The sequence below is a fragment of the Pseudonocardia sp. GCM10023141 genome, from assembly GCF_042653605.1.
Map to the genome: position 1 here is coordinate 1 of NZ_JBHSIR010000086.1, position 17,221 is coordinate 17,221.

Below are 17,221 nucleotides of genomic sequence, written 5' to 3' on the forward strand. Positions count from 1 at the left end.
GAAAGACCACCAAACCAGACACAACGGTCACGACCGGGACGAAACAAGAAGGTTAAACAACAAGCTTAGGGGCGGCCAATTGGTCGGGTATGAGCTCATTGCAAGCGGCCCCGGGGCTGTTGCTTTCGTGAAGACCTTGGTCGGCACGAGCTTCCAGGATCCTGGCAACGCATGCATCCCGATCATCAACTATCAGATTCGGGCCTTGACGAGGCCGATCGGTGGCAGGGATAGCGCACAAGGATCAGTCGCGACAACAACGTTGTCTACCGCTGTTTTCTGTAAGCCGGGAATTGTCTTGGATTCAGGATCTGCAACTAGTTCTACTACTGCGAAAGTCGTGTTTCATTGCACTGGGACTGGTGGCGATGTGAGTCTGGCCGCGGATGGAGGAACTGGCCCATTGATGGATATTAGAAATAAGGGAAGCTGGTCGGGGAAATGTTCCGGAACTGGCGCACCTCAGGAGGCAACCTTTTCGGGATTGAGTAAATCTAATGGGACCGGACTGGCCCCGACCACTACTTACAGGGTGGCGGGAACAATTACTGCGGCATCTGGTCTGTCGTCAACCAGTAATACCGTTAGTTTCCCCATGCCGGCAGAATAGGAAGGGAACAGTGTGAACTCCACCCCCGACCCCAGCACCGCCTACCGCCTCCTCGCCGACAACGTCCAGCGCGTCATCCAGGGCAAGCCCGAGGTGGTTCGCCTGGCCGTGGTGGCGCTCTTCGCCGAGGGCCACCTCCTCATCGAGGACGTGCCGGGGCTCGGCAAGACGAGCCTTGCCCGCAGCCTTGCCCGCAGCATCGGTGGGAAGTGGAACCGGATCCAGTTCACCCCGGACCTGATGCCCGGTGACATCACCGGCGTGATGGTCTACCACCAGGGCAGCAGCTCATTCGAGTTCCACCCCGGCGGGATCTTCGCCAATGTCGTCCTCGCCGACGAGATCAACCGTGGCACGCCGAAGACGCAGTCGGCCCTGCTGGAGGTGATGGCGGAGCGCAAGGTGACCGTCGACTCGATCCAGCACGAGGTCCCGCGCCCGTTCCTCGTCGTCGCCACCCAGAACCCGATCGAGCTCGACGGCACCTACCGCCTGCCCGAGGCGCAGCTCGACCGGTTCATGATGCGCGTCAACGTCGGCTACCCGGATCACGACGCCGAGGTCCGCGTGATCATGGGGGACTCGGCAGGTGTCGACCCGGACCAGCTGCAACCGGTTCTCGACCTGGCCGCGCTGGAGCAGATCATCGCCACTGTCCAGAAGCTGCACGTCGATCCGCAGATCGCGTCGTACGCGGTCCGGGTGGCCGCGGCGACCCGCACGCACCCGGCGATCCGCTACGGCGCCAGCCCGCGAGGCAGCGTCGCACTGATCCGCGCGGCCCGCGCGGCCGCCGCGATCGACGGGCGTCGGTTCGTCACCCCGGACGACGTGAAGGCCGTCGCGCACGCCGTGATCGAGCACCGCCTGATCCTCACGCCGGAGGCGGAGCTCAACCGCCAGTCAACCGCCGATGTGCTGGCCGAGGTGCTCGCCTCGACGTCGGTCCCGATCGCTGCCGGCGCCTGACGTGCGCCCGACGCGTCGAGGGATCACGGTGCTGGCCTGCGCCGTCGGGCTGTATGCACTCGGGCTGCTGCTGGGTATGCCGCTACTCCGCGCGCTGGCCGGTTGCGCAGTGGGTGCGCTTGTCGTCGCCGTGGTGCCGATCCTGGGCCGGTTGCGCCCGGCCGTCACTCGCGCCGTGCATCCCGACCGCGTGCAACGCGGCGCACCGGCCGTCGCTGAGCTGGTGGTCGGCAACGACTCCGCGGTCCGGCAGCCGGCATTCCTGGCGCTCGACGTCGTCGGCGGTGAGGTGCGGGAGGTTCCGGTGCGGGCGCTCCCGGCAGGTGGCTCGGCGCGGTATCGCTACGACCTCCCGACAGGGAAACGAGGCCGCATCGCCGTCGGTCCGCTGTCGGTCGAACGGTCCGACCTGCTCGGGCTCGCGCGCGCCCGAGGGGATATCGGTCAGGTGGCCGAGCTGTGGGTGTACCCGCGCCGCCACCCGGTGCGCCTGTCTCCGGCCGGACGCTCGCGCCACCACCACGAGGGCGAATCGCTGCCGATCCCGGTCCGCGGATCGATGGACCTGCGATCACTGCGCGACTACGTCGTCGGGGACGAGCTGCGGCATCTGCACTGGAAGGCGACCGCGCGGACCGGTCAGTTGATGGTCCGCGAGTACGTCGATCCCGCGCAGCCCTGGTGCGTCGTCCTGCTCGACACCCGCTCGCGCATGCTGACGCCCGCTGCGTTCGAGGAGGCGGTCGAGATCGCAGCATCGATCCTGTGGGAGTCGTGCGAGCAGGACCGTCCCTCGCGACTCTGCACCACCGCGGGCCTCCGCCTCGACACCGGCGGCGGTGCGTCCGGGGCTCGCCGGCTGCTCGACGAGCTGTGCCAGGTCGTGCAGGACGACACCGCCGATGTCGCGCTCGATGTCGCGCGCATGAGCGGACGCCGCGGCGACGGCTGGTTCGCCTACGTGGGCGGCGCCGATCCCGCCGACGTGCGCCTCGCCGCGCGTCGGTTCGGGCAGAGCGTGCTGTTCGACCTCTCGGCGACCGACGTCCGCCGCGAACACGACGGAACCCTCGTCGTCCGAGCCGGAGACGCTGCGACGGCACTCCGGACCTGGAACGCGGCAGGGGCACGATGACCTCACGACTCGCCGGCGTCGGCGTCCTGCTCGCGGCGTTCTTCGCCGGCCTCGCCTTCAGTCCTGTCTTTGCGACGACGGCACTGCTGCTCCCGGTTCTTGCGGTAGTCGTCCCGGTGGCGGCGATCGATCTCCTCGCGCTCAAACACGCCCGGCTCGCCGCGGTCCGACCGATACTCGGCCTCATCCTCGGAGCTGCGGTCGGGCTCGTTGTGCTCTGCCTTCCCCACCTTCCGTGGGGGACCGCGGCGCTGCCCGTTCTCGACGGCGCTCTGCACGGATGGCTGCACACGCTCGAGTCGACGTTCCCCGCTCGCCCGGATGCCGCCCTGCTCGCGTTCGTCCCGTTGCTGGCACTTCTCGCCGGAGTCATCGGTCTGGAATGGCTTCGCCGCGGATTCGCGCCGCTGGTGACCTTGCTCCCCAGCCTCGCTGTGGTCGGGCTGTCGCAGGTGTTCCGGGCGGCGTCGGGTTGGCAGGCTGTGGGGCTGGCCGCGGGGTACGCGGCGGCAGGCGCGCTGGTGCTGGCCGCAGGGCGGCGCGGCACCGCGGCGCGGTGGACCGGTCGCCGGCTGATCGACGCCCTGGTGCTCGTCGTCCCGGTCGCGCTGGTTGCGGTGCTGGGGGCGTGGGGTCTCGCGTCGGCAGATCCGCTGCACCTGCCCGCCTACTCGGTGCACGACAAGTTCGAGGTCGCTGCGGTGCCGTCCGGAGCGGTGAGTCCGCTGTCGGAGATCGGTGGGCGTCTGGACAAGCCCGGTGCGGTCGTCTTCACCGCCCGGACCGATGCGCCGGTCGATCGATGGCCACAGATCGTCCTTGACGGATTCGACGGCGCCGGCTGGACCAGCAGCGCGACCTACCGCCCGCTCGGTGCCGAGCTCGACGCCGATCCGGCCGTGACGGTGGCGAAACGGACGTTCCAGGCCGAGATCACCCTCGGCTCCGCTGCCGCCGGGCCGTGGTTGCCGACGCAGTTGCGGACGCTGTCCGTCGACGGGCTGCGCCCGGCCGTGGATCCCTTCACCGGCACGTTGCTCGAGACCACGACGACGGACGCGACGTCGTACACGTTGCACTGGCAGGCGCCGCAGCCTGCCCGTGACCAGCTCGTCGGCGCCGCAGTCGTCAGGGGAGCGGCGGGGTCACTGGTCGTCGGTGATGTTCCAGCGGGTGTGGTGAAGGCGACGGAGACAGCGCTGGCAGGCGCCCCGCCGTCGTTCGCTGCCGCGCTCAAGCTCGAGGCGTGGCTCAAGGACAACTACAAGATCGCCACCGGTGACGAGCTGCCGACCGGCAGCGGGAGCGCGCAGCTGCTGGACTTCCTCGACCGCACCCATCGAGGAACGAGCGAGCAGTTCGCCACCGCCTACGTCCTGATGGCGAGCACCGTGGGCATCCCGGCGCGGCTCGTCGTCGGCTTCCGGCAGCCCAAGCCGGACTCGCCGGGGCTCTACGTCGTCCACAACGCGGACGCGTTCGCCTGGCCCGAGGTCGACGTCGCCGGTGTCGGTTGGGTTCCCCTCGACCCGACCGGTGGGGCCCGCGAGAACCCGCAGAACTCACCGCCGACCACGCAGGCCACCGATGCCGCTCGCCAGCAGGCGCAGCAGGGCGTCGGTACGTCAACACAGCCCGGTCCCGCCGCGGCGCCTCGCGCGCAACCGCAGGCAGGCCCATCGAACGCTCCGTGGACCGCACTGCAGATCATCGGTCTCGCCATCGTGGCGGCACTCCTCGCCTGGATCCTCGGCGTCCCCGCCACGAAGCTGTTGCGCCGGCTCAAGCGACGCCGTGCCGCGGGCGCTGCTGGTGTCGTCGGCGCATGGCTCGACACGCGTGACCGGCTTCGTGATCACGGTGTGGCCGCCGGCCCCGCGATGACCGTGCGCGATGCTGCCGAACCGGCCAGCGCCGTGCTCAACGGGACCACGGCCGAGCTCGACGCGATTGCCCGGTGCATCGACGTCGCGGTGTGGTCCGGGAACAGCGAGGTGCCGCCGGCGCTGACCGGTGAGGCGTGGCGGGCAGCAGCGTCGATCCGGCGGGAGCTGGGCAAACGACCGGTGCCGGAGCGAGTGCGTGCCGCGGTCGGGATCAGGGGCCTGCGGGCACCGCACGACTGAACACGTCGGCTCAGGGATCCGAGAACCGGCACACCGCGTCGCGAACGGACTCGACGTTGCTCTCCGACACGGTGCCTGCCGGGTTCACGCCCTGCACGCGGAAGCAGTACGGCCTGCCCTTCTGGACGGGCACCGAAAAGTGCGTGACGCGACCGACCAGCATGGCGTCGGCCTGCGGCTTGCCCTGTTCCCCGACCAGGACCCCGAAGTCCAGGGTGGCATCGGCGGACCAGGACAGGTCGATCGTGTCTCCCCGGTCGATCGGGGCCGCGAGTTGAATGTGGGCCTTCGCGGTGGCAGCCCCAGCAGTGGGCGACGGCTCCGATCGTGACGACAGCAGGTACGCGGCTCCACCGAGGATGGCGAGGACGACCGCTCCTGCGGTGAGCAGCCACATCCGGCGCGGTCCGCGAGCCGTCGTGCCCGGGCGGACGTCTGGTGCCGGGGTGCCGGTCCGAGGAACGACGGTCGCGGCTGTCGCCATTGTTCGGCGGGGCTGTCCCTGCGGTGCGGCGGCTGGGGCCCAGGATGCATCGGGTGGCGGCAGGTAGGTCGGCGCGCCGGGCGGGGCGGCGTAGGACGGCGAGGGCGGTGTCGCGGCGCCGGCCGCCCTTGCCGTGAGGGCAGCGGTCACGGCGGTCATGGTGGGGCGTCGAGCAGGCTCCTTGGTCAGCATCGCGAGCATGAGGTCGGCCAGCCACGGCGGTGCCCCCGAAGGCTGCGGTGCCTGCTCGTACATGATCCGGTGAGCGTGCGCGGCCTCTCCTTCCCCCGGCCGGGCGGGGAACGGCGCCGATCCGGTGAGCGCCGAGTAGAGCGTGGAGCCCAGCCCGTAGACGTCGGTCGGTCGCTCGACGGCACCGTCGTAGCGCACCGTCTCCGGAGCAGCGTGGGCCAGCGCGGAACTGCCGTTCGCGTTGTCCTGGTAATCGCGCAGCACGGCCAGGGTGAAGTCGGCCAGCACGGGCTCACTGCCGCGGAGCAGGACATTCTGCGGTGTCACGGTGCCGTGTACGACGCCGGCGTCATGGGCCACCTGCAGCGCCGTGGACAGCGCGATGCCGATGTCGACGACCTGCCCTGCCGGCATCGGTCCACGGCCGGCCGTCAGCTGGTGCAGGGAACTGTCGCAGTGCTCGGTCACGAGGTAGGGGCGGCCATTGGGCAGTACGTCGCCGTCGTGGACCTCGATGAGGTGCCGATCGCGGGGGAGTCCGACGAGGGTCTGGCACTCGGCTCGGAACTGCTCGACCGCCGCCTTGTCGGTGAGAGTGGCGCGGAAGACCTTCGCCGCCACCCACTTCTCGAGATCGACGTGCCAGGCGAGGAAGACGTCGGCGGCGCTGCCACGGCCCAACGGGGACAGTCTCGTCAGTCGGGGCAGGTTCAGCGTGTTGACCGGTCCGAGATTGGCCCCGTCGAACCGGGGAGGAGTCGCGGCCTGCGGTGCGTGCCGCGCCGGTGCAGCGTCGGCCGGGACGACGTATCGCGGTCCGACGTCGCTGGGCTGATCCGACGGAGGCGGTGCATACGCGGGCGGGAGCGGTTCCTGCACCGCCGGGCGGGCCTGCTGCACAGCGGATGCGACCGCCGCTCCGAGCTCACCCGCTGACGTGAACCGATCCCCGGGTCGTTTCGCCATCGCCCTGTACACCACGGCGTCGAGTGCCGCTCGCAGGTTGGGATCGGACACCGCGTCGCCCAGTGAAGGTGGCGTGGCGGTCATGTGCGCTGCGATCAACGCCATGCTGTCGGTGCGCTTGAACGGCAGCTCTCCGGAGAGCATCTGGTAGAGCAGGCAGCCCAACGCGTAGACGTCCGAAGCCACCGAGGCCGGGTATTCCTCGAACAGCTCGGGCGCCATGTACTCGGCGGTGCCGACGACGAGGCCGGTCCTGGTGATCTGCTCGGTCGTGCGGATCGAGCGGGTGAGCCCGAAGTCGGTCAGGTAGACGTGCGGTGCGCCGTTCTCGGTGGTGACGAGGATGTTGGCGGGCTTGACGTCGCGGTGGACCAGGTCGCGGCGATGCGCGGCGTCGAGTGCCGCGGCGATCTGCCCGACCAGTGACACGGTGAGGACGACGTCGAGCCGGCCGTGCAGACGGATGAGCTCGCGCAGGTCGGTGCCGTCGGCATACTGCATTGCCAGATAGAGAAGGCCGCGTTCCTCGCCGGCCTGGAAGACCGGGATGACGTTCGGGTGGTTGACCGAGGCGGCCGTGCGCGACTCGCGGCGGAACCGCTGCCGGAACTCCGGGTCGGCAGCGAGGTCGACCGCGATGACCTTGACCGCCACCTGCCGGTTGAGCTCGGCGTCCAACGCTCGGTAGACCACACCCATGCCACCGCGCCCCGCGATGGCCTCGATCCGCAGGCCCGCGATGCTGGAGCCCAGCGGCAGATCGGTCACGGCAGCATCGTTCCAGATCGGGACGCCCCGTGCGGCGGTCCCCGCTCGCGGCAGGTGGTCTCCGGTGCAGAGGTGGCTGAAGCTGCGGGTGAGTTCGATCGAACCGCCCGCGCCCCGCGCGGGATCGTCGCTCGTCCGAGCGGGGAAAGTCCGGGACTGCGGCTGGCGGCACGCAGATTATCCGCCAGCGGGGCGTTGCCGGTGGCCCCGGGCGTCGCTGCCTGGTCAGAGACGCCTTTCGTCCAGCGGGGACATATGGGGGCACATGGCAAACGAAAAACGGTGGTTGACGCAGGAAGCCGTCGAAAGACGGCCTCGCAGGTCAACCACCGTTTTACGGGCGTTGCTCAGATCCGAAGAGGACCTGGATCAGACGTCGTAGTACAGCGCGAACTCGTACGGGTGCGGCCGCAGCCGCAGCGGGTCGATCTCGTTGTCGCGCTTGTGGGCGATCCACGTCTCGATCAGGTCGGGGGTGAAGACGCCACCCTCGAGCAGGTAGTCGTGGTCGGCCTCGAGCCGGTCGATGACCTCGCCGAGGCTGCCGGGGACCTGCGCGATGTCCTTGGCCTCCTCGGGCGGGAGCTCGTAGAGGTCCTTGTCGACCGGGGCCGGCGGCTCGATCTTGTTCTTGATGCCGTCCATGCCGGCCATCATCATCGCCGAGAACGCCAGGTACGGGTTGCCCGACGAGTCGGGGCAGCGGAACTCCAGGCGCTTGGCCTTGGGGTTGTTGCCCGTGAGCGGGATGCGGATGCAGGCCGAGCGGTTACGGGCCGAGTAGACCAGGTTGACCGGAGCCTCGAAGCCCGGGACCAGGCGGTGGTAGGAGTTCACCGTGGGGTTGGTGAACGCCAGCAGGCTCGGCGCGTGGTGCAGGATGCCGCCGATGTAGAAGCGGGCGAGGTCGGACAGGCCGCCGTAGCCGCTCTCGTCGTGGAACAGCGGCTGGCCGTCCTTCCACAGCGACTGGTGGGCGTGCATGCCCGAGCCGTTGTCGCCGAAGAGGGGCTTCGGCATGAAGGTGACCGTCTTGCCGGCGTGCCATGCGGTGTTCTTGATGATGTACTTGAACAGCATGACGTCGTCGGCCGAGTGCAGCAGCGTGTTGAACCGGTAGTTGATCTCGGCCTGGCCCGCGGTGCCCACCTCGTGGTGTCCGCGCTCCAGGATGAAGCCGGCGTTGGTGAGGTTGGTGGCCATGTCGTCGCGCAGGTCGGCGTAGTGGTCGACCGGCGGCACGGGGAAGTAGCCACCCTTGAACGGCACCTTGTAGCCCAGGTTGCCGCCGGCCTCCTCGCGACCGGTGTTCCACCAGCCCTCGACAGAGTCGATGTGGTGGTACTGCTGGTGCGGGTCGGAGCCGAAGCGGACCGAGTCGAAGATGTAGAACTCGGCCTCGGCACCGAAGAAGCAGGTGTCGGCCACCCCTGACGCGGCCAGGTACTGCTCGGCCTTGCGCGCGACGTTGCGGGGGTCACGGCTGTAGGGCTCGCCCGTGATCGGGTCGTGCACGAAGAAGTTCATGTTGAGCGTCTTGTGCTTGCGGAACGGGTCGAGCCGAGCCGTCGCAGGGTCCGGGAACAGGGCCATGTCCGACTCGTTGATCGCCTGGAACCCGCGGACGGACGAGCCGTCGAAGGCGATCCCGTTGTCGATGAAGTCCTGGTCGAAGACCGACGCCGGGACGGTGAGGTGCTGCATCACGCCGGGAAGGTCGCAGAACCGGATGTCGACGTACTCGACCTTCTCCTTCGAGATGTAGTCCAAAACCTCTTCGGAGTTGCTGAACACCCTCACGGCTCCTTCGATCGGCTCCTAGTCGAGGGCGACGGTATGGCGGTGTTGTTGCCCGTCCGTCACTCGCTCGTTTCGCAGAGGTTAACGGGAGCCTACGGCCGCGGACGAAACTCCCATGGCGCCTAAACTGCAGACATGGCCCGCTGGAGTGAATCGTGGTTGCCCGGAGCAGGCCCTGCGCCGCAGGTGGAGGCGGGCGCAGCCCACCCCGGGGCGACGTTCGGGCTGCCCGCCGACGGCGTCACATCGGTGGCCGGGTTCGGTCGCCGCTTCGCCGCGCTCGCCGTCGACTGGGCGCTGGGCTACCTGATCGGCCTGTTGGTCAGTGGGCCCGATCCGCTCACCAACCCCACGTTCTCCTGGATCGTGCTGGGGGTCTGGTTCCTGCTCACGGCCGTGCCGGTGGCCGTGTTCGGCGCCAGCGCGGGCATGACGGTGCTGGGCATCCGGGTGGCCTCGATCGACTCGGCCGCCGTGATCGGGGTGCCGCGCGCGCTGCTGCGCACCGCGCTCGTCGCGTTGGTGATCCCGGCCGTCATCCGCGACCAGGACGGTCGCGGCTGGCACGACAAGGCCACCCGCACGATCGTGGTGCGCACCCGGGCCTGACGCGGACCTCACCCAAAGTCCAGCGGAGTGACATCGCTGACGTTCAACGTCAGCGATGTCACCCCGCTGGAGGTTCAGGTAGCGGCAGCCGGGATCAGCGGCGCTTGACCGTGCGCTGCACGCTGCGCATCTTCGCCCCGGCGGGCATCGGGCCCTTGGGCATGGCGGCGGCCCGCGAACCGAGCGCGGCGAGCCGGGCCTCGATCGAGTCCATCTGCTCGCGGCTGATGTTGCGCGGGAGCTTCATGATGTGGCGCTGCAGCTTGCTGAGCGGCACCTGGCCCTCGTCGTTGCCGACGACGATGTCGTAGATCGGCGTGCTGCCGGCGACGCGCGCCGTGCGCTTCTTCTCCTGCGCGATCAGCGACTTGACCCGGTGCGGGGCGCCCTCGGCGACCAGGATGATGCCGGGGCGGCCGATCACGCGGTGCACGGCGTCGAGGTGGGTGGTGCCAGCGACGCCCGGGGTGATCCGCCAGGCGCCGCGCATGTTGTCCAGCGCCCATCCGGCGGCGCCCGGCTGGCCCTCGGCCTTGCCGTAGACGGTGCTCTGCACGCGGCGCCCGAAGATCGTGACGGCCAGTAGCGCGCCGATCGCGACACCGATCGGCAGCAGGATCCACTGCATGTCGAAGAACAGGCCGATGACGAACACGAGCACGATCGGCAGCAGGAACGCACCCGCCATCAGCGGGATGAGGAGCTTGTCCTCGCGGCGCTGGGTCTTGAACGCCTCCCAGATCTGCTTGCGGCGCTGCTTGGAAGCGGCGCGCTTCTCCCGCTTCTTCTCCTGCTGTGCAGACTTCAGCGCAGCCTTCTTCTCGGCTGAGCTGTCGGACTTACCACCGGCCATGGGACGAGGATACGGGCAACCGTGTCGTGATCGCCCCACCCGTACCGGTGTTGAGCAGCAACGCGGCCATCGACTTGGCGCGCTGGGCCGCTTCGGTGGTGCGCTCCCGCATCGACGTGACGTTGGCCCCGTCGATGAGCTGCATGAACTGCTCGGCGAGGGCTGCGTGGTCGGGGTGGCCTGCGGCGTCGAGCACGCCGTCGAGGTAGGCGATGACCGCCCTCTTGTGGCCGGCGGCGAGCGCGTACGCGGGGTCTGAGACCTCGACGATCTCGACCATCGCGTTGAGCGCGGCGCAGCCGCGGAAGTCGGTGGCCGTGAAGCGGGTGGCCAGCCCGTCGAACACCGCGAGCGGATCCCCGTCGCCGGCCTCGACCACGGAGCGCAGCCAGGCGAGGTAGTCCTCGGACTCGCTGATGAGCACCGCGGCGACCAGATCGTCCTTGCTCGCGAAGTGCCGGTAGAAGGATGCGCGCCCGACGCCGGACACGGTGAGCAGCCGATCGACGCCGACGGCGCGGACGCCCTCGGCGTAGAAGAGTTGACGGGCGGCGTCGAGCAGCCGCTCCCTGGCGCGTGTGGGCACCATCGCACCGTACCGGCTCTTGACCAAAGATGGAACCGATCGGTACCGTTCTGCTTCGGTACTGATCGGTGCCGTTTTCGAGGAGGTCGACATGAGTCGGTTCGGACAGGTTGCGTTCACGCCGGCCGTGCGGCACCAGCAGGAGGTGCACGGCAGCGCCCGCGCCTACGCCGATCGGGGTGTCGGCCCGGCCGGTGCGGATCTGCTCGGGCCGAGCGAGGCGGCCTTCATCACCGCGCGCGACTCGTTCTACGTCGCGACGGTCAGCGAGTCCGGCTGGCCCTACATCCAGCACCGCGGCGGGCCACCCGGATTCGTCCACGTGCTCGACGAGGCGACGCTCGCCTGGGCCGACGTCCGCGGCAACCGGCAGTACGTCACCGCGGGCAACCTCGACGGCGAGGACCGCATGGCCATGTTCTTCATGGACTACCCGCACCAGCGCCGGCTCAAGGTCCTCGGCTTCGCGCGGTGGCTCGACGCCGCCGATCACCCGGAGCTCGCGGCCCGGCTGGCCGAGCCGGGCACGTCGGGCCGTGTGGAGGCGATCGCCACGGTGCAGGTGGAGGCGTTCGACTGGAACTGCCCGCAGCACATCACCCCGCGGTTCAGCCTCGCCGAACTCGAGGATGCGGGCGTGCAGCTGTCCCTGCCGTCCCGCTGAAATCCGTCGAGAACGACGTTGTCATGATCGAATGGCCCTGTTGATCACGGCAACGTCGTTCTCGACGGTTACTGGCGGGCGAGCAGGGAGCGCGCCTCCTGCGCTGCGGCGCCCTCGGTGGCGAGGTGCTCCATCCCGGCGGGAAGCGTCTCGCCGCGCTTCTGCACGGTCTGGGCGTAGAGCCGCCCGGCCCGGTAGGACGAGCGCACGAGCGGGCCGGCCATGACACCGGCGAAGCCCATGGCCTCGGCGGTGTCGGAGTGGGCGACGAACTCCTCGGGCTTCACCCAGCGCTCCACCGGGTGGTGGCGCGGCGAGGGGCGCAGGTACTGGGTGATCGTGATGATCTCGCAGCCGGACTCGTGCAGATCGTGCAGCGCGTCGGTGACCTCGTCGGGCGTCTCGCCCATGCCCAGGATCAGGTTGGACTTCGTGACGAGCCCGGCCGCGCGCGCCTTGGTGATGACCTCGAGCGAGCGCTCGTAGCGGAACGCGGGCCGGATCCGCTTGAAGATGCGCGGCACCGTCTCGAGGTTGTGCGCCAGCACCTCGGGGCGGGCGTCGAACACCTCGCCCAGCTGCACATCGATGGAGTTGAAGTCGGGGATCAGCAGCTCGACGCCGGTGCCGGGGTTGAGCTCGTGGATCAGCCGGACCGTCTCGGCGTAGAGCCACGCGCCGCCGTCGGGCTGGTCGTCGCGGGCGACGCCGGTGACGGTGGAGTAGCGCAGGCCCATCTGCTGCACCGACTCGGCGACACGGCGGGGCTCGTCGCGGTCGAGGTCGGCGGGCTTGCCGGTGTCGATCTGGCAGAAGTCGCAGCGCCGGGTGCACTGCTCACCACCGATGAGGAAGGTGGCCTCGCGGTCCTCCCAGCACTCGTAGATGTTGGGACAGCCGGCCTCCTCGCACACCGTGTGCAGGCCGCCCGTGCGCACCAGCGATTTCAGCTCGGTGTACTGGGGACCGGTCTTCGCTTTGGTACGGATCCACGGCGGCTTGCGCTCGATCGGGGTCTCGCTGTTGCGGACCTCGAGGCGCAGGAGCTTGCGACCTTCGGGTGCGATCGTCACGCCTGTCAGGTTACGCGCCGCCGCCGGGGTCGGATCACGTTGCACCCACGTCGCCGAGGCGGGGTAGCGTCCGCCTGCGTGGACCTCCGGATCTTCACCGAACCCCAGCAGGGCGCGAGCTACGACGACCAGCTGCGGGTGGCGTTGGCGGCCGAAAGTGCTGGTTACGACGCTTTCTTCCGCTCGGATCACTTCCAGGCGATGGGTGCCGCGTCCGGTGAGCCCGGGCCGACCGACGCCTGGTTGACGCTCGCAGCGCTCGCGCGGGAGACCACGAGCATCCGGTTGGGCACGCTCGTGTCGTCCGCCACTTTCCGCCTGCCGGGACTGCTCGCCGTCGCGGTGGCCCAGGTGGACCAGATGTCCACCGGCCGCGTCGAGTTCGGGCTGGGCACCGGCTGGTTCGAGGCCGAGCACGCCGCCTACGGCGTGCCGTTCCCGCCGCTGGGGGAGCGCTTCGACCGGTTCGAGGAGCAGCTCGAGATCATCACCGGGCTGTGGGGCACGCTGCCGGGTGACCGCTTCTCCTACAGCGGCAAGCACTACTCGTTGCTCGACTCGCCCGCGCTGCCCAAGCCGGTGCAGCAGCCCCGCCCGCCCGTGATCATCGGCGGCCACGGCCGGAAGCGCACGCCGCAACTCGCCGCCCGGTTCGGTGCCGAGATCAACGTCGGCTTCTCCCCACCCGAGGTCGTGGCCGAGCTGTTCGCGCTGGCCGACGCCGCCTGCACCGAGATCGGCCGCGACCCCGCGACGCTCGTGCGCTCCACCGCGCAGACCATCGCCGTCGGACGCACCGACGCCGAGGTCGCCGCGCGGGCGCAGACCATCGGCCGCGACCCCGTCGACATGCTCACCAACGGCCTGGGTGGCACGCCTGCGCAGGTCGTCGACCGGTTGGGGCAGTGGCGCGAGCAGACCGGCATCACGCGCATCTACCTGCAGCTGCTCGACATCGGTGACATCGACCAGATCGAGCTGATCGCCGCCGAGGTGGCCCCCCAGCTGGCCTGACGTGCCGATCGCCCGGCGCGTAGCGTGACGTCCATGGCTACGGGTGAGATCCGGTCCTGCCGCCGCAGCAGCGACCCGATGCGTGTCGACGTGCTCGGCTTGATCGACTACGTGCAGGCGTGGGACGCGCAGCGCGCCAACGCCGCCGCCCGGCTCGACGGCGGGCCCGATGTGCTCATGCTGCTCGAGCACCCGTCGGTCTACACCGCGGGCAAGCGCACCCAGCCAGAGGACCGGCCGACCGACGGCACACCCGTCGTCGAGGTCGACCGGGGCGGGCGGATCACCTGGCACGGGCCCGGCCAGCTCGTCGGCTACCCGATCGTCGGGCTCGCCGAGCCGCTCGACGTCGTCGACTACGTGCGCCGTCTCGAGGAGGCCCTGATCGCGGTCGTGCACGGCTACGGCCTCACCGCCGCCGGTCGCGTCGACGGGCGCAGCGGCGTCTGGCTGCCCGCCGACACCACCCGCCAGGAGCGCAAGATCGCCGCGATCGGCGTGCGTGTGCAGAGCAAGGTCACGCTGCACGGGTTCTCGCTCAACGTCGACCCCGACATGGCCGAGTTCGACCGCATCGTCCCGTGCGGGCTCACCGACGTCGGCGTCACCTCGCTGTCGGCGGAGCTGGGCCGCACGGTGCCGGTGGCCGAGGTGCTCGACGCGGTCACCGCCGCCGTGCAGGCAGCCCTCGACGGCACGCTGCCGGTGGGCGTGCACGAGGTCCAGAAGGCCGCCGCCCCCGCAGGGCTGGACCTGCAGCTGCACCCCGCACTCCGGTAGCGGATCAGCCTCAGGGCTTGCGGGCGACCCCGGCGTACATCGCGACGTCGACATCGCGGAAGGCCCCGACATCGGACGGGTTCGGCCGCCACTTGTGTGCCTGCACGATGCGGGGCTCCACCAGCTCCAGCCCGTGGAACAGGCGCTCCACCTGCGCGTGGGTCCGGAAGGCGAGCGGCTGGCCGTGCTTGTGGTACTGCTCCTGCACCAGTGCGAGGCCCTCCGGATCGAAGTCGGAGGTGGCGGTCGACAGCGCCAGGTAGCTCCCCGACGGCAACGCTGACACGAGCTCGTCGACGATGCCGATCGCCTGGGCTTCGTCCTCGACGAAGTGCGCGATCGCGAGCAGCAGCAGCGCGACCGGCCGCTCGAGGTCGAGCGTGGCGCGCAGCTCGGGCGCATCGAGGATGCCGCGCGGATCGCGCAGGTCGGCCTGGATGTAGGTGGTGGCGCCCTGCGGCGTCCCGACCATGAGTGCACGAGCGTGCGCGAGCACGATCGGATCGTGGTCGACGTAGACCACCCTCGACTCGGGCGCGACGCCCTGCGCGATCTGGTGCAGGTTCGGCGCGGTCGGGATGCCGGTGCCGATGTCGAGGTACTGGGTGACGCCGCACTCGGCGGCGAGGAACCGGGCGGCCCGGCGCATGAAGGCCCTGTTGGCGAGCGCGCCGCTGCGGGAGGCGGGCCAGGCCGCGATCGTGGCATCACCGGCGGCCCGGTCGGCGGCGTAGTTGTCCTTGCCGCCGAGGAAGTAGTCGTAGATCCGGGCCGTGTGCGCGAGATGGGTCTGGAGATCAGGTTGTGCGCCGGGCTCGATCATGTCGGGCATCCTGCCACCGTCACCGGTCGACGACCGCGGAGAGCGCCTCACCCACCGTCACGTGGCGGAACGGGAATCCCGCGTCCTGCAGCGCGGCGGGTACGGCGCGCTGGCTGTAGAGCAGCATCTCCTCGCCCATCACGCCCATCGTGGCCTTGAGCACGAACGCCGGCACCGCCAACCCGGCGGGACGCTTGACGGCCGCGGCGAGCGCGGCGGTGAACTCGGTGTTGGTGACCGGGAGCGGGCCGGTGAGGTTGACCGGGCCGCTGACCTCGGGATGCTCCAGGAGGAAGCGGATGGCGCCGATGTGGTCGTCCAGGGAGATCCACGGCATGTACTGCGTGCCGCGACCCAGCCGGGCGCCGAGGAAGCCCTTGAACAGCGGGCGCAACCTGCCCAGCAGCCCGCCGCGGCGCGACAGCACCAGCCCGCTGCGCAGCAGCACGACCCGGGCGCCTGCCTCCTGGGCCTTGCGGGCGGAGCCCTCCCAGTCCCGGCAGAGCTCGGCGAGGAACCCGCCGCCCGAAGGGGCCCGCTCGTCGACCTCCTGGGGCCCGGCGTCGCCGTAGATGCCGACGGCGGAGCCCGACAGGAACGCCGCGACGCCGTGGTCGGCGACCGCAGCTGCCAGCACCTCGGTGGGGACGGTGCGGCTGTCACGCAGCTGCTGGCGGCGGGCGCCGCTCCACGGGCGGTCGGCGATGCCGACGCCGCACAGGTTCACCACCGCGTCGACGCCGTCGAACGTGCCCTCGTCGATGCGTGCGGCAGGCGGATCCCAGCTCCGCTCGTCAGGTCCGGCCGGCTCGCGGCGGACGAGACGCAGGACGTCGTGCCCCGCCGCCCGCAAGTGGGCGACCAGGGCACTGCCGATCAGGCCGGACGAACCGGCAATGAGTACCCGCACAGGGCGATCCTTGCGGACGGGGTACCGGGGCGCGAGCTGGACCACCGAATCGCGTCGCTGATCACGTTGTGGCCGCCGTCACCGTGGGGTGCGGCGCCGGCGCGCCCCTACAGCGCGACGGCCAGTACGGCGCTCAACTGCGCGGCGCGCTCTGCACCGCCCTGGAACCGCACATCCCCCGGGCGGCCCCACAGGTAGCGGTAGAGCTCGCCGGGCCGACCGGTGAGCCGGGCGGGCTCGGTGTCGGGCTCGGTGTCGGGCTCGGCATCGGTCACGACGATCTCCGTGGGGCCGGTGGTGATCCACCAGGCCCGCCTACCCGCATCGATGAGCACCGGCCGTGGGTCGGCGCCGTGGAACACCTCGGTGAAATCCTCCGGCCACGACGCGAACGCGAACTCGACGTTGGTGCGGAGCAGCTCGTCGATGCCGTCGAGGGCCAACTCCTCGTCGACGGGGGTGATCGGGAAATCGGCACCCAGCTCCGCGTCGACGCGGTGCACGGCGGTCTCGTGGGCCATGCGCCGGATCCAGAACCCGACCGTCTGATCGGGGGTGAACCACGTGACGGTGGGCTGCTCTGCCGGGCGGGCGGCGAACTCGCCGATCAGCTCGGCGAAGGCGTCGTCGAGGGTGCCGACCCCACCGGGAGGCGGCCATGGCCGGGGATTCTCACCGCGGCGCATGCTCTCGGTCTTGTGCCGGTACACGGTGGTGACGTGCGCCGCGAGATCGGCGACCGTCCAGCCGGGACAGCTCGAGACCGGCTCGTCCGGCCGTGCCGCCGCGATCGCGGCAGCGAGCAACCGGTACTCGACATGGAGATGGGCGATGCCGGCCGCGTGATCCATACCCGCAG

15 protein-coding genes are annotated in these 17,221 nt (G+C 70.1%); 7 read left to right on the forward strand and 8 right to left on the reverse strand.

Features of this window, described 5'->3' with window-relative positions; translation table 11 throughout:
* The first annotated feature begins 622 nt into the window (after positions 1 to 622).
* Genes ACFPFQ_RS46075 through ACFPFQ_RS46085 form a run of 3 tightly spaced genes read left to right on the forward strand, consistent with a single transcriptional unit; the run spans position 623 to position 4,840 of the window.
* Positions 623 to 1,579: an AAA family ATPase gene (locus ACFPFQ_RS46075; RefSeq protein ID WP_379629641.1), complete on the forward strand. Its 957-nt coding sequence runs from the start codon at positions 623 to 625 to the stop codon at positions 1,577 to 1,579.
* Between the two features lie 28 nt (positions 1,580 to 1,607).
* Positions 1,608 to 2,714 (forward strand): DUF58 domain-containing protein, encoded by a 1,107-nt coding sequence (locus ACFPFQ_RS46080; RefSeq protein WP_379629642.1) that lies wholly within the window; start codon positions 1,608 to 1,610, stop codon positions 2,712 to 2,714.
* A complete protein-coding gene (locus tag ACFPFQ_RS46085; protein WP_379629643.1) occupies positions 2,711 to 4,840 on the forward strand; it encodes a transglutaminaseTgpA domain-containing protein in 2,130 nt (709 codons plus the stop codon). The genes ACFPFQ_RS46080 and ACFPFQ_RS46085 overlap by 4 nt, the downstream gene beginning before the upstream one ends.
* A gap of 10 nt (positions 4,841 to 4,850) precedes the next feature.
* Here ACFPFQ_RS46085 and ACFPFQ_RS46090 read toward each other — a convergent pair whose 3' ends face one another.
* Both ACFPFQ_RS46090 and glnA read right to left on the reverse strand, forming a co-directional pair.
* On the reverse strand, positions 4,851 to 7,250 hold the full coding sequence (locus ACFPFQ_RS46090) for a serine/threonine-protein kinase (RefSeq protein WP_379629644.1): 2,400 nt from the start codon (positions 7,248 to 7,250) through the stop codon (positions 4,851 to 4,853).
* A gap of 369 nt (positions 7,251 to 7,619) precedes the next feature.
* Positions 7,620 to 9,044: a type I glutamate--ammonia ligase gene (gene glnA / locus ACFPFQ_RS46095; protein WP_379629645.1), complete on the reverse strand. Its 1,425-nt coding sequence runs from the start codon at positions 9,042 to 9,044 to the stop codon at positions 7,620 to 7,622.
* 141 nt (positions 9,045 to 9,185) lie between these two features.
* Between glnA and ACFPFQ_RS46100 the strand changes: the two genes are divergently transcribed.
* Positions 9,186 to 9,659, forward strand: coding sequence for an RDD family protein (locus tag ACFPFQ_RS46100; RefSeq protein WP_379629646.1), 474 nt, complete (start codon positions 9,186 to 9,188; stop codon positions 9,657 to 9,659).
* Positions 9,660 to 9,753: 94 nt separating this feature from the next.
* On the opposite strand, the gene ACFPFQ_RS46105 is transcribed toward ACFPFQ_RS46100, so the two are convergent.
* Both ACFPFQ_RS46105 and ACFPFQ_RS46110 read right to left on the reverse strand, forming a co-directional pair.
* The gene (locus ACFPFQ_RS46105) at positions 9,754 to 10,512 is read right to left on the reverse strand and encodes a DUF4191 domain-containing protein (protein WP_379629647.1); all 759 of its coding nucleotides are present in this window, start codon (positions 10,510 to 10,512) and stop codon (positions 9,754 to 9,756) included.
* Positions 10,499 to 11,098 (reverse strand): TetR/AcrR family transcriptional regulator, encoded by a 600-nt coding sequence (locus ACFPFQ_RS46110; RefSeq protein ID WP_379629648.1) that lies wholly within the window; start codon positions 11,096 to 11,098, stop codon positions 10,499 to 10,501. The genes ACFPFQ_RS46105 and ACFPFQ_RS46110 overlap by 14 nt, the downstream gene beginning before the upstream one ends.
* 91 nt (positions 11,099 to 11,189) lie before the next feature.
* On the opposite strand from ACFPFQ_RS46110, the gene ACFPFQ_RS46115 reads away from it, so the two are divergent.
* The gene (locus tag ACFPFQ_RS46115) at positions 11,190 to 11,762 is read left to right on the forward strand and encodes a pyridoxamine 5'-phosphate oxidase family protein (protein ID WP_379629649.1); all 573 of its coding nucleotides are present in this window, start codon (positions 11,190 to 11,192) and stop codon (positions 11,760 to 11,762) included.
* 68 nt (positions 11,763 to 11,830) lie between these two features.
* Here the strand turns inward: ACFPFQ_RS46115 and lipA are convergent, their stop codons facing one another.
* On the reverse strand, positions 11,831 to 12,835 hold the full coding sequence (gene lipA, locus ACFPFQ_RS46120) for a lipoyl synthase (protein ID WP_379629650.1): 1,005 nt from the start codon (positions 12,833 to 12,835) through the stop codon (positions 11,831 to 11,833).
* Positions 12,836 to 12,913: 78 nt separating this feature from the next.
* Here lipA and ACFPFQ_RS46125 point away from each other — a divergent pair, with 78 nt between their 5' ends.
* Entirely contained in the window at positions 12,914 to 13,849 is a 936-nt protein-coding gene (locus ACFPFQ_RS46125) for an LLM class F420-dependent oxidoreductase (RefSeq protein ID WP_379629651.1), read from the forward strand.
* Positions 13,850 to 13,882: 33 nt separating this feature from the next.
* On the forward strand, positions 13,883 to 14,629 hold the full coding sequence (gene lipB / locus ACFPFQ_RS46130; protein ID WP_379629652.1) for a lipoyl(octanoyl) transferase LipB: 747 nt from the start codon (positions 13,883 to 13,885) through the stop codon (positions 14,627 to 14,629).
* Between the two features lie 10 nt (positions 14,630 to 14,639).
* Here the strand turns inward: lipB and ACFPFQ_RS46135 are convergent, their stop codons facing one another.
* The 3 genes from ACFPFQ_RS46135 to ACFPFQ_RS46145 all read right to left on the reverse strand — a co-directional run bounded on the left by ACFPFQ_RS46135 (position 14,640) and on the right by ACFPFQ_RS46145 (position 17,213).
* Positions 14,640 to 15,461 (reverse strand): SAM-dependent methyltransferase, encoded by an 822-nt coding sequence (locus ACFPFQ_RS46135; RefSeq protein ID WP_379629653.1) that lies wholly within the window; start codon positions 15,459 to 15,461, stop codon positions 14,640 to 14,642.
* A 10-nt stretch (positions 15,462 to 15,471) separates the two neighbouring features.
* Complete coding sequence (locus ACFPFQ_RS46140) at positions 15,472 to 16,362, reverse strand: TIGR01777 family oxidoreductase (protein ID WP_379629654.1); 891 nt, start codon at positions 16,360 to 16,362, stop codon at positions 15,472 to 15,474.
* A gap of 107 nt (positions 16,363 to 16,469) precedes the next feature.
* Complete coding sequence (locus ACFPFQ_RS46145) at positions 16,470 to 17,213, reverse strand: maleylpyruvate isomerase family mycothiol-dependent enzyme (RefSeq protein ID WP_379629655.1); 744 nt, start codon at positions 17,211 to 17,213, stop codon at positions 16,470 to 16,472.
* Between the last annotated feature and the right edge of the window lie 8 nt (positions 17,214 to 17,221).

What these genes read in the sequence shown, in the direction of transcription:
- ACFPFQ_RS46115 (WP_379629649.1), top strand. Translation starts at nt 11,190, where the DNA reads ATGAGTCGGTTCGGACAGGTTGCGTTCACGCCGGCCGTGCGGCACCAG.
- ACFPFQ_RS46085 (WP_379629643.1), top strand. Translation starts at nt 2,711, where the DNA reads ATGACCTCACGACTCGCCGGCGTCGGCGTCCTGCTCGCGGCGTTCTTC.
- lipB (WP_379629652.1), top strand. Translation starts at nt 13,883, where the DNA reads ATGGCTACGGGTGAGATCCGGTCCTGCCGCCGCAGCAGCGACCCGATG.
- ACFPFQ_RS46145 (WP_379629655.1), bottom strand. Translation starts at nt 17,213, where the DNA reads ATGGATCACGCGGCCGGCATCGCCCATCTCCATGTCGAGTACCGGTTG.
- ACFPFQ_RS46105 (WP_379629647.1), bottom strand. Translation starts at nt 10,512, where the DNA reads ATGGCCGGTGGTAAGTCCGACAGCTCAGCCGAGAAGAAGGCTGCGCTG.
- ACFPFQ_RS46135 (WP_379629653.1), bottom strand. Translation starts at nt 15,461, where the DNA reads ATGCCCGACATGATCGAGCCCGGCGCACAACCTGATCTCCAGACCCAT.
- ACFPFQ_RS46100 (WP_379629646.1), top strand. Translation starts at nt 9,186, where the DNA reads ATGGCCCGCTGGAGTGAATCGTGGTTGCCCGGAGCAGGCCCTGCGCCG.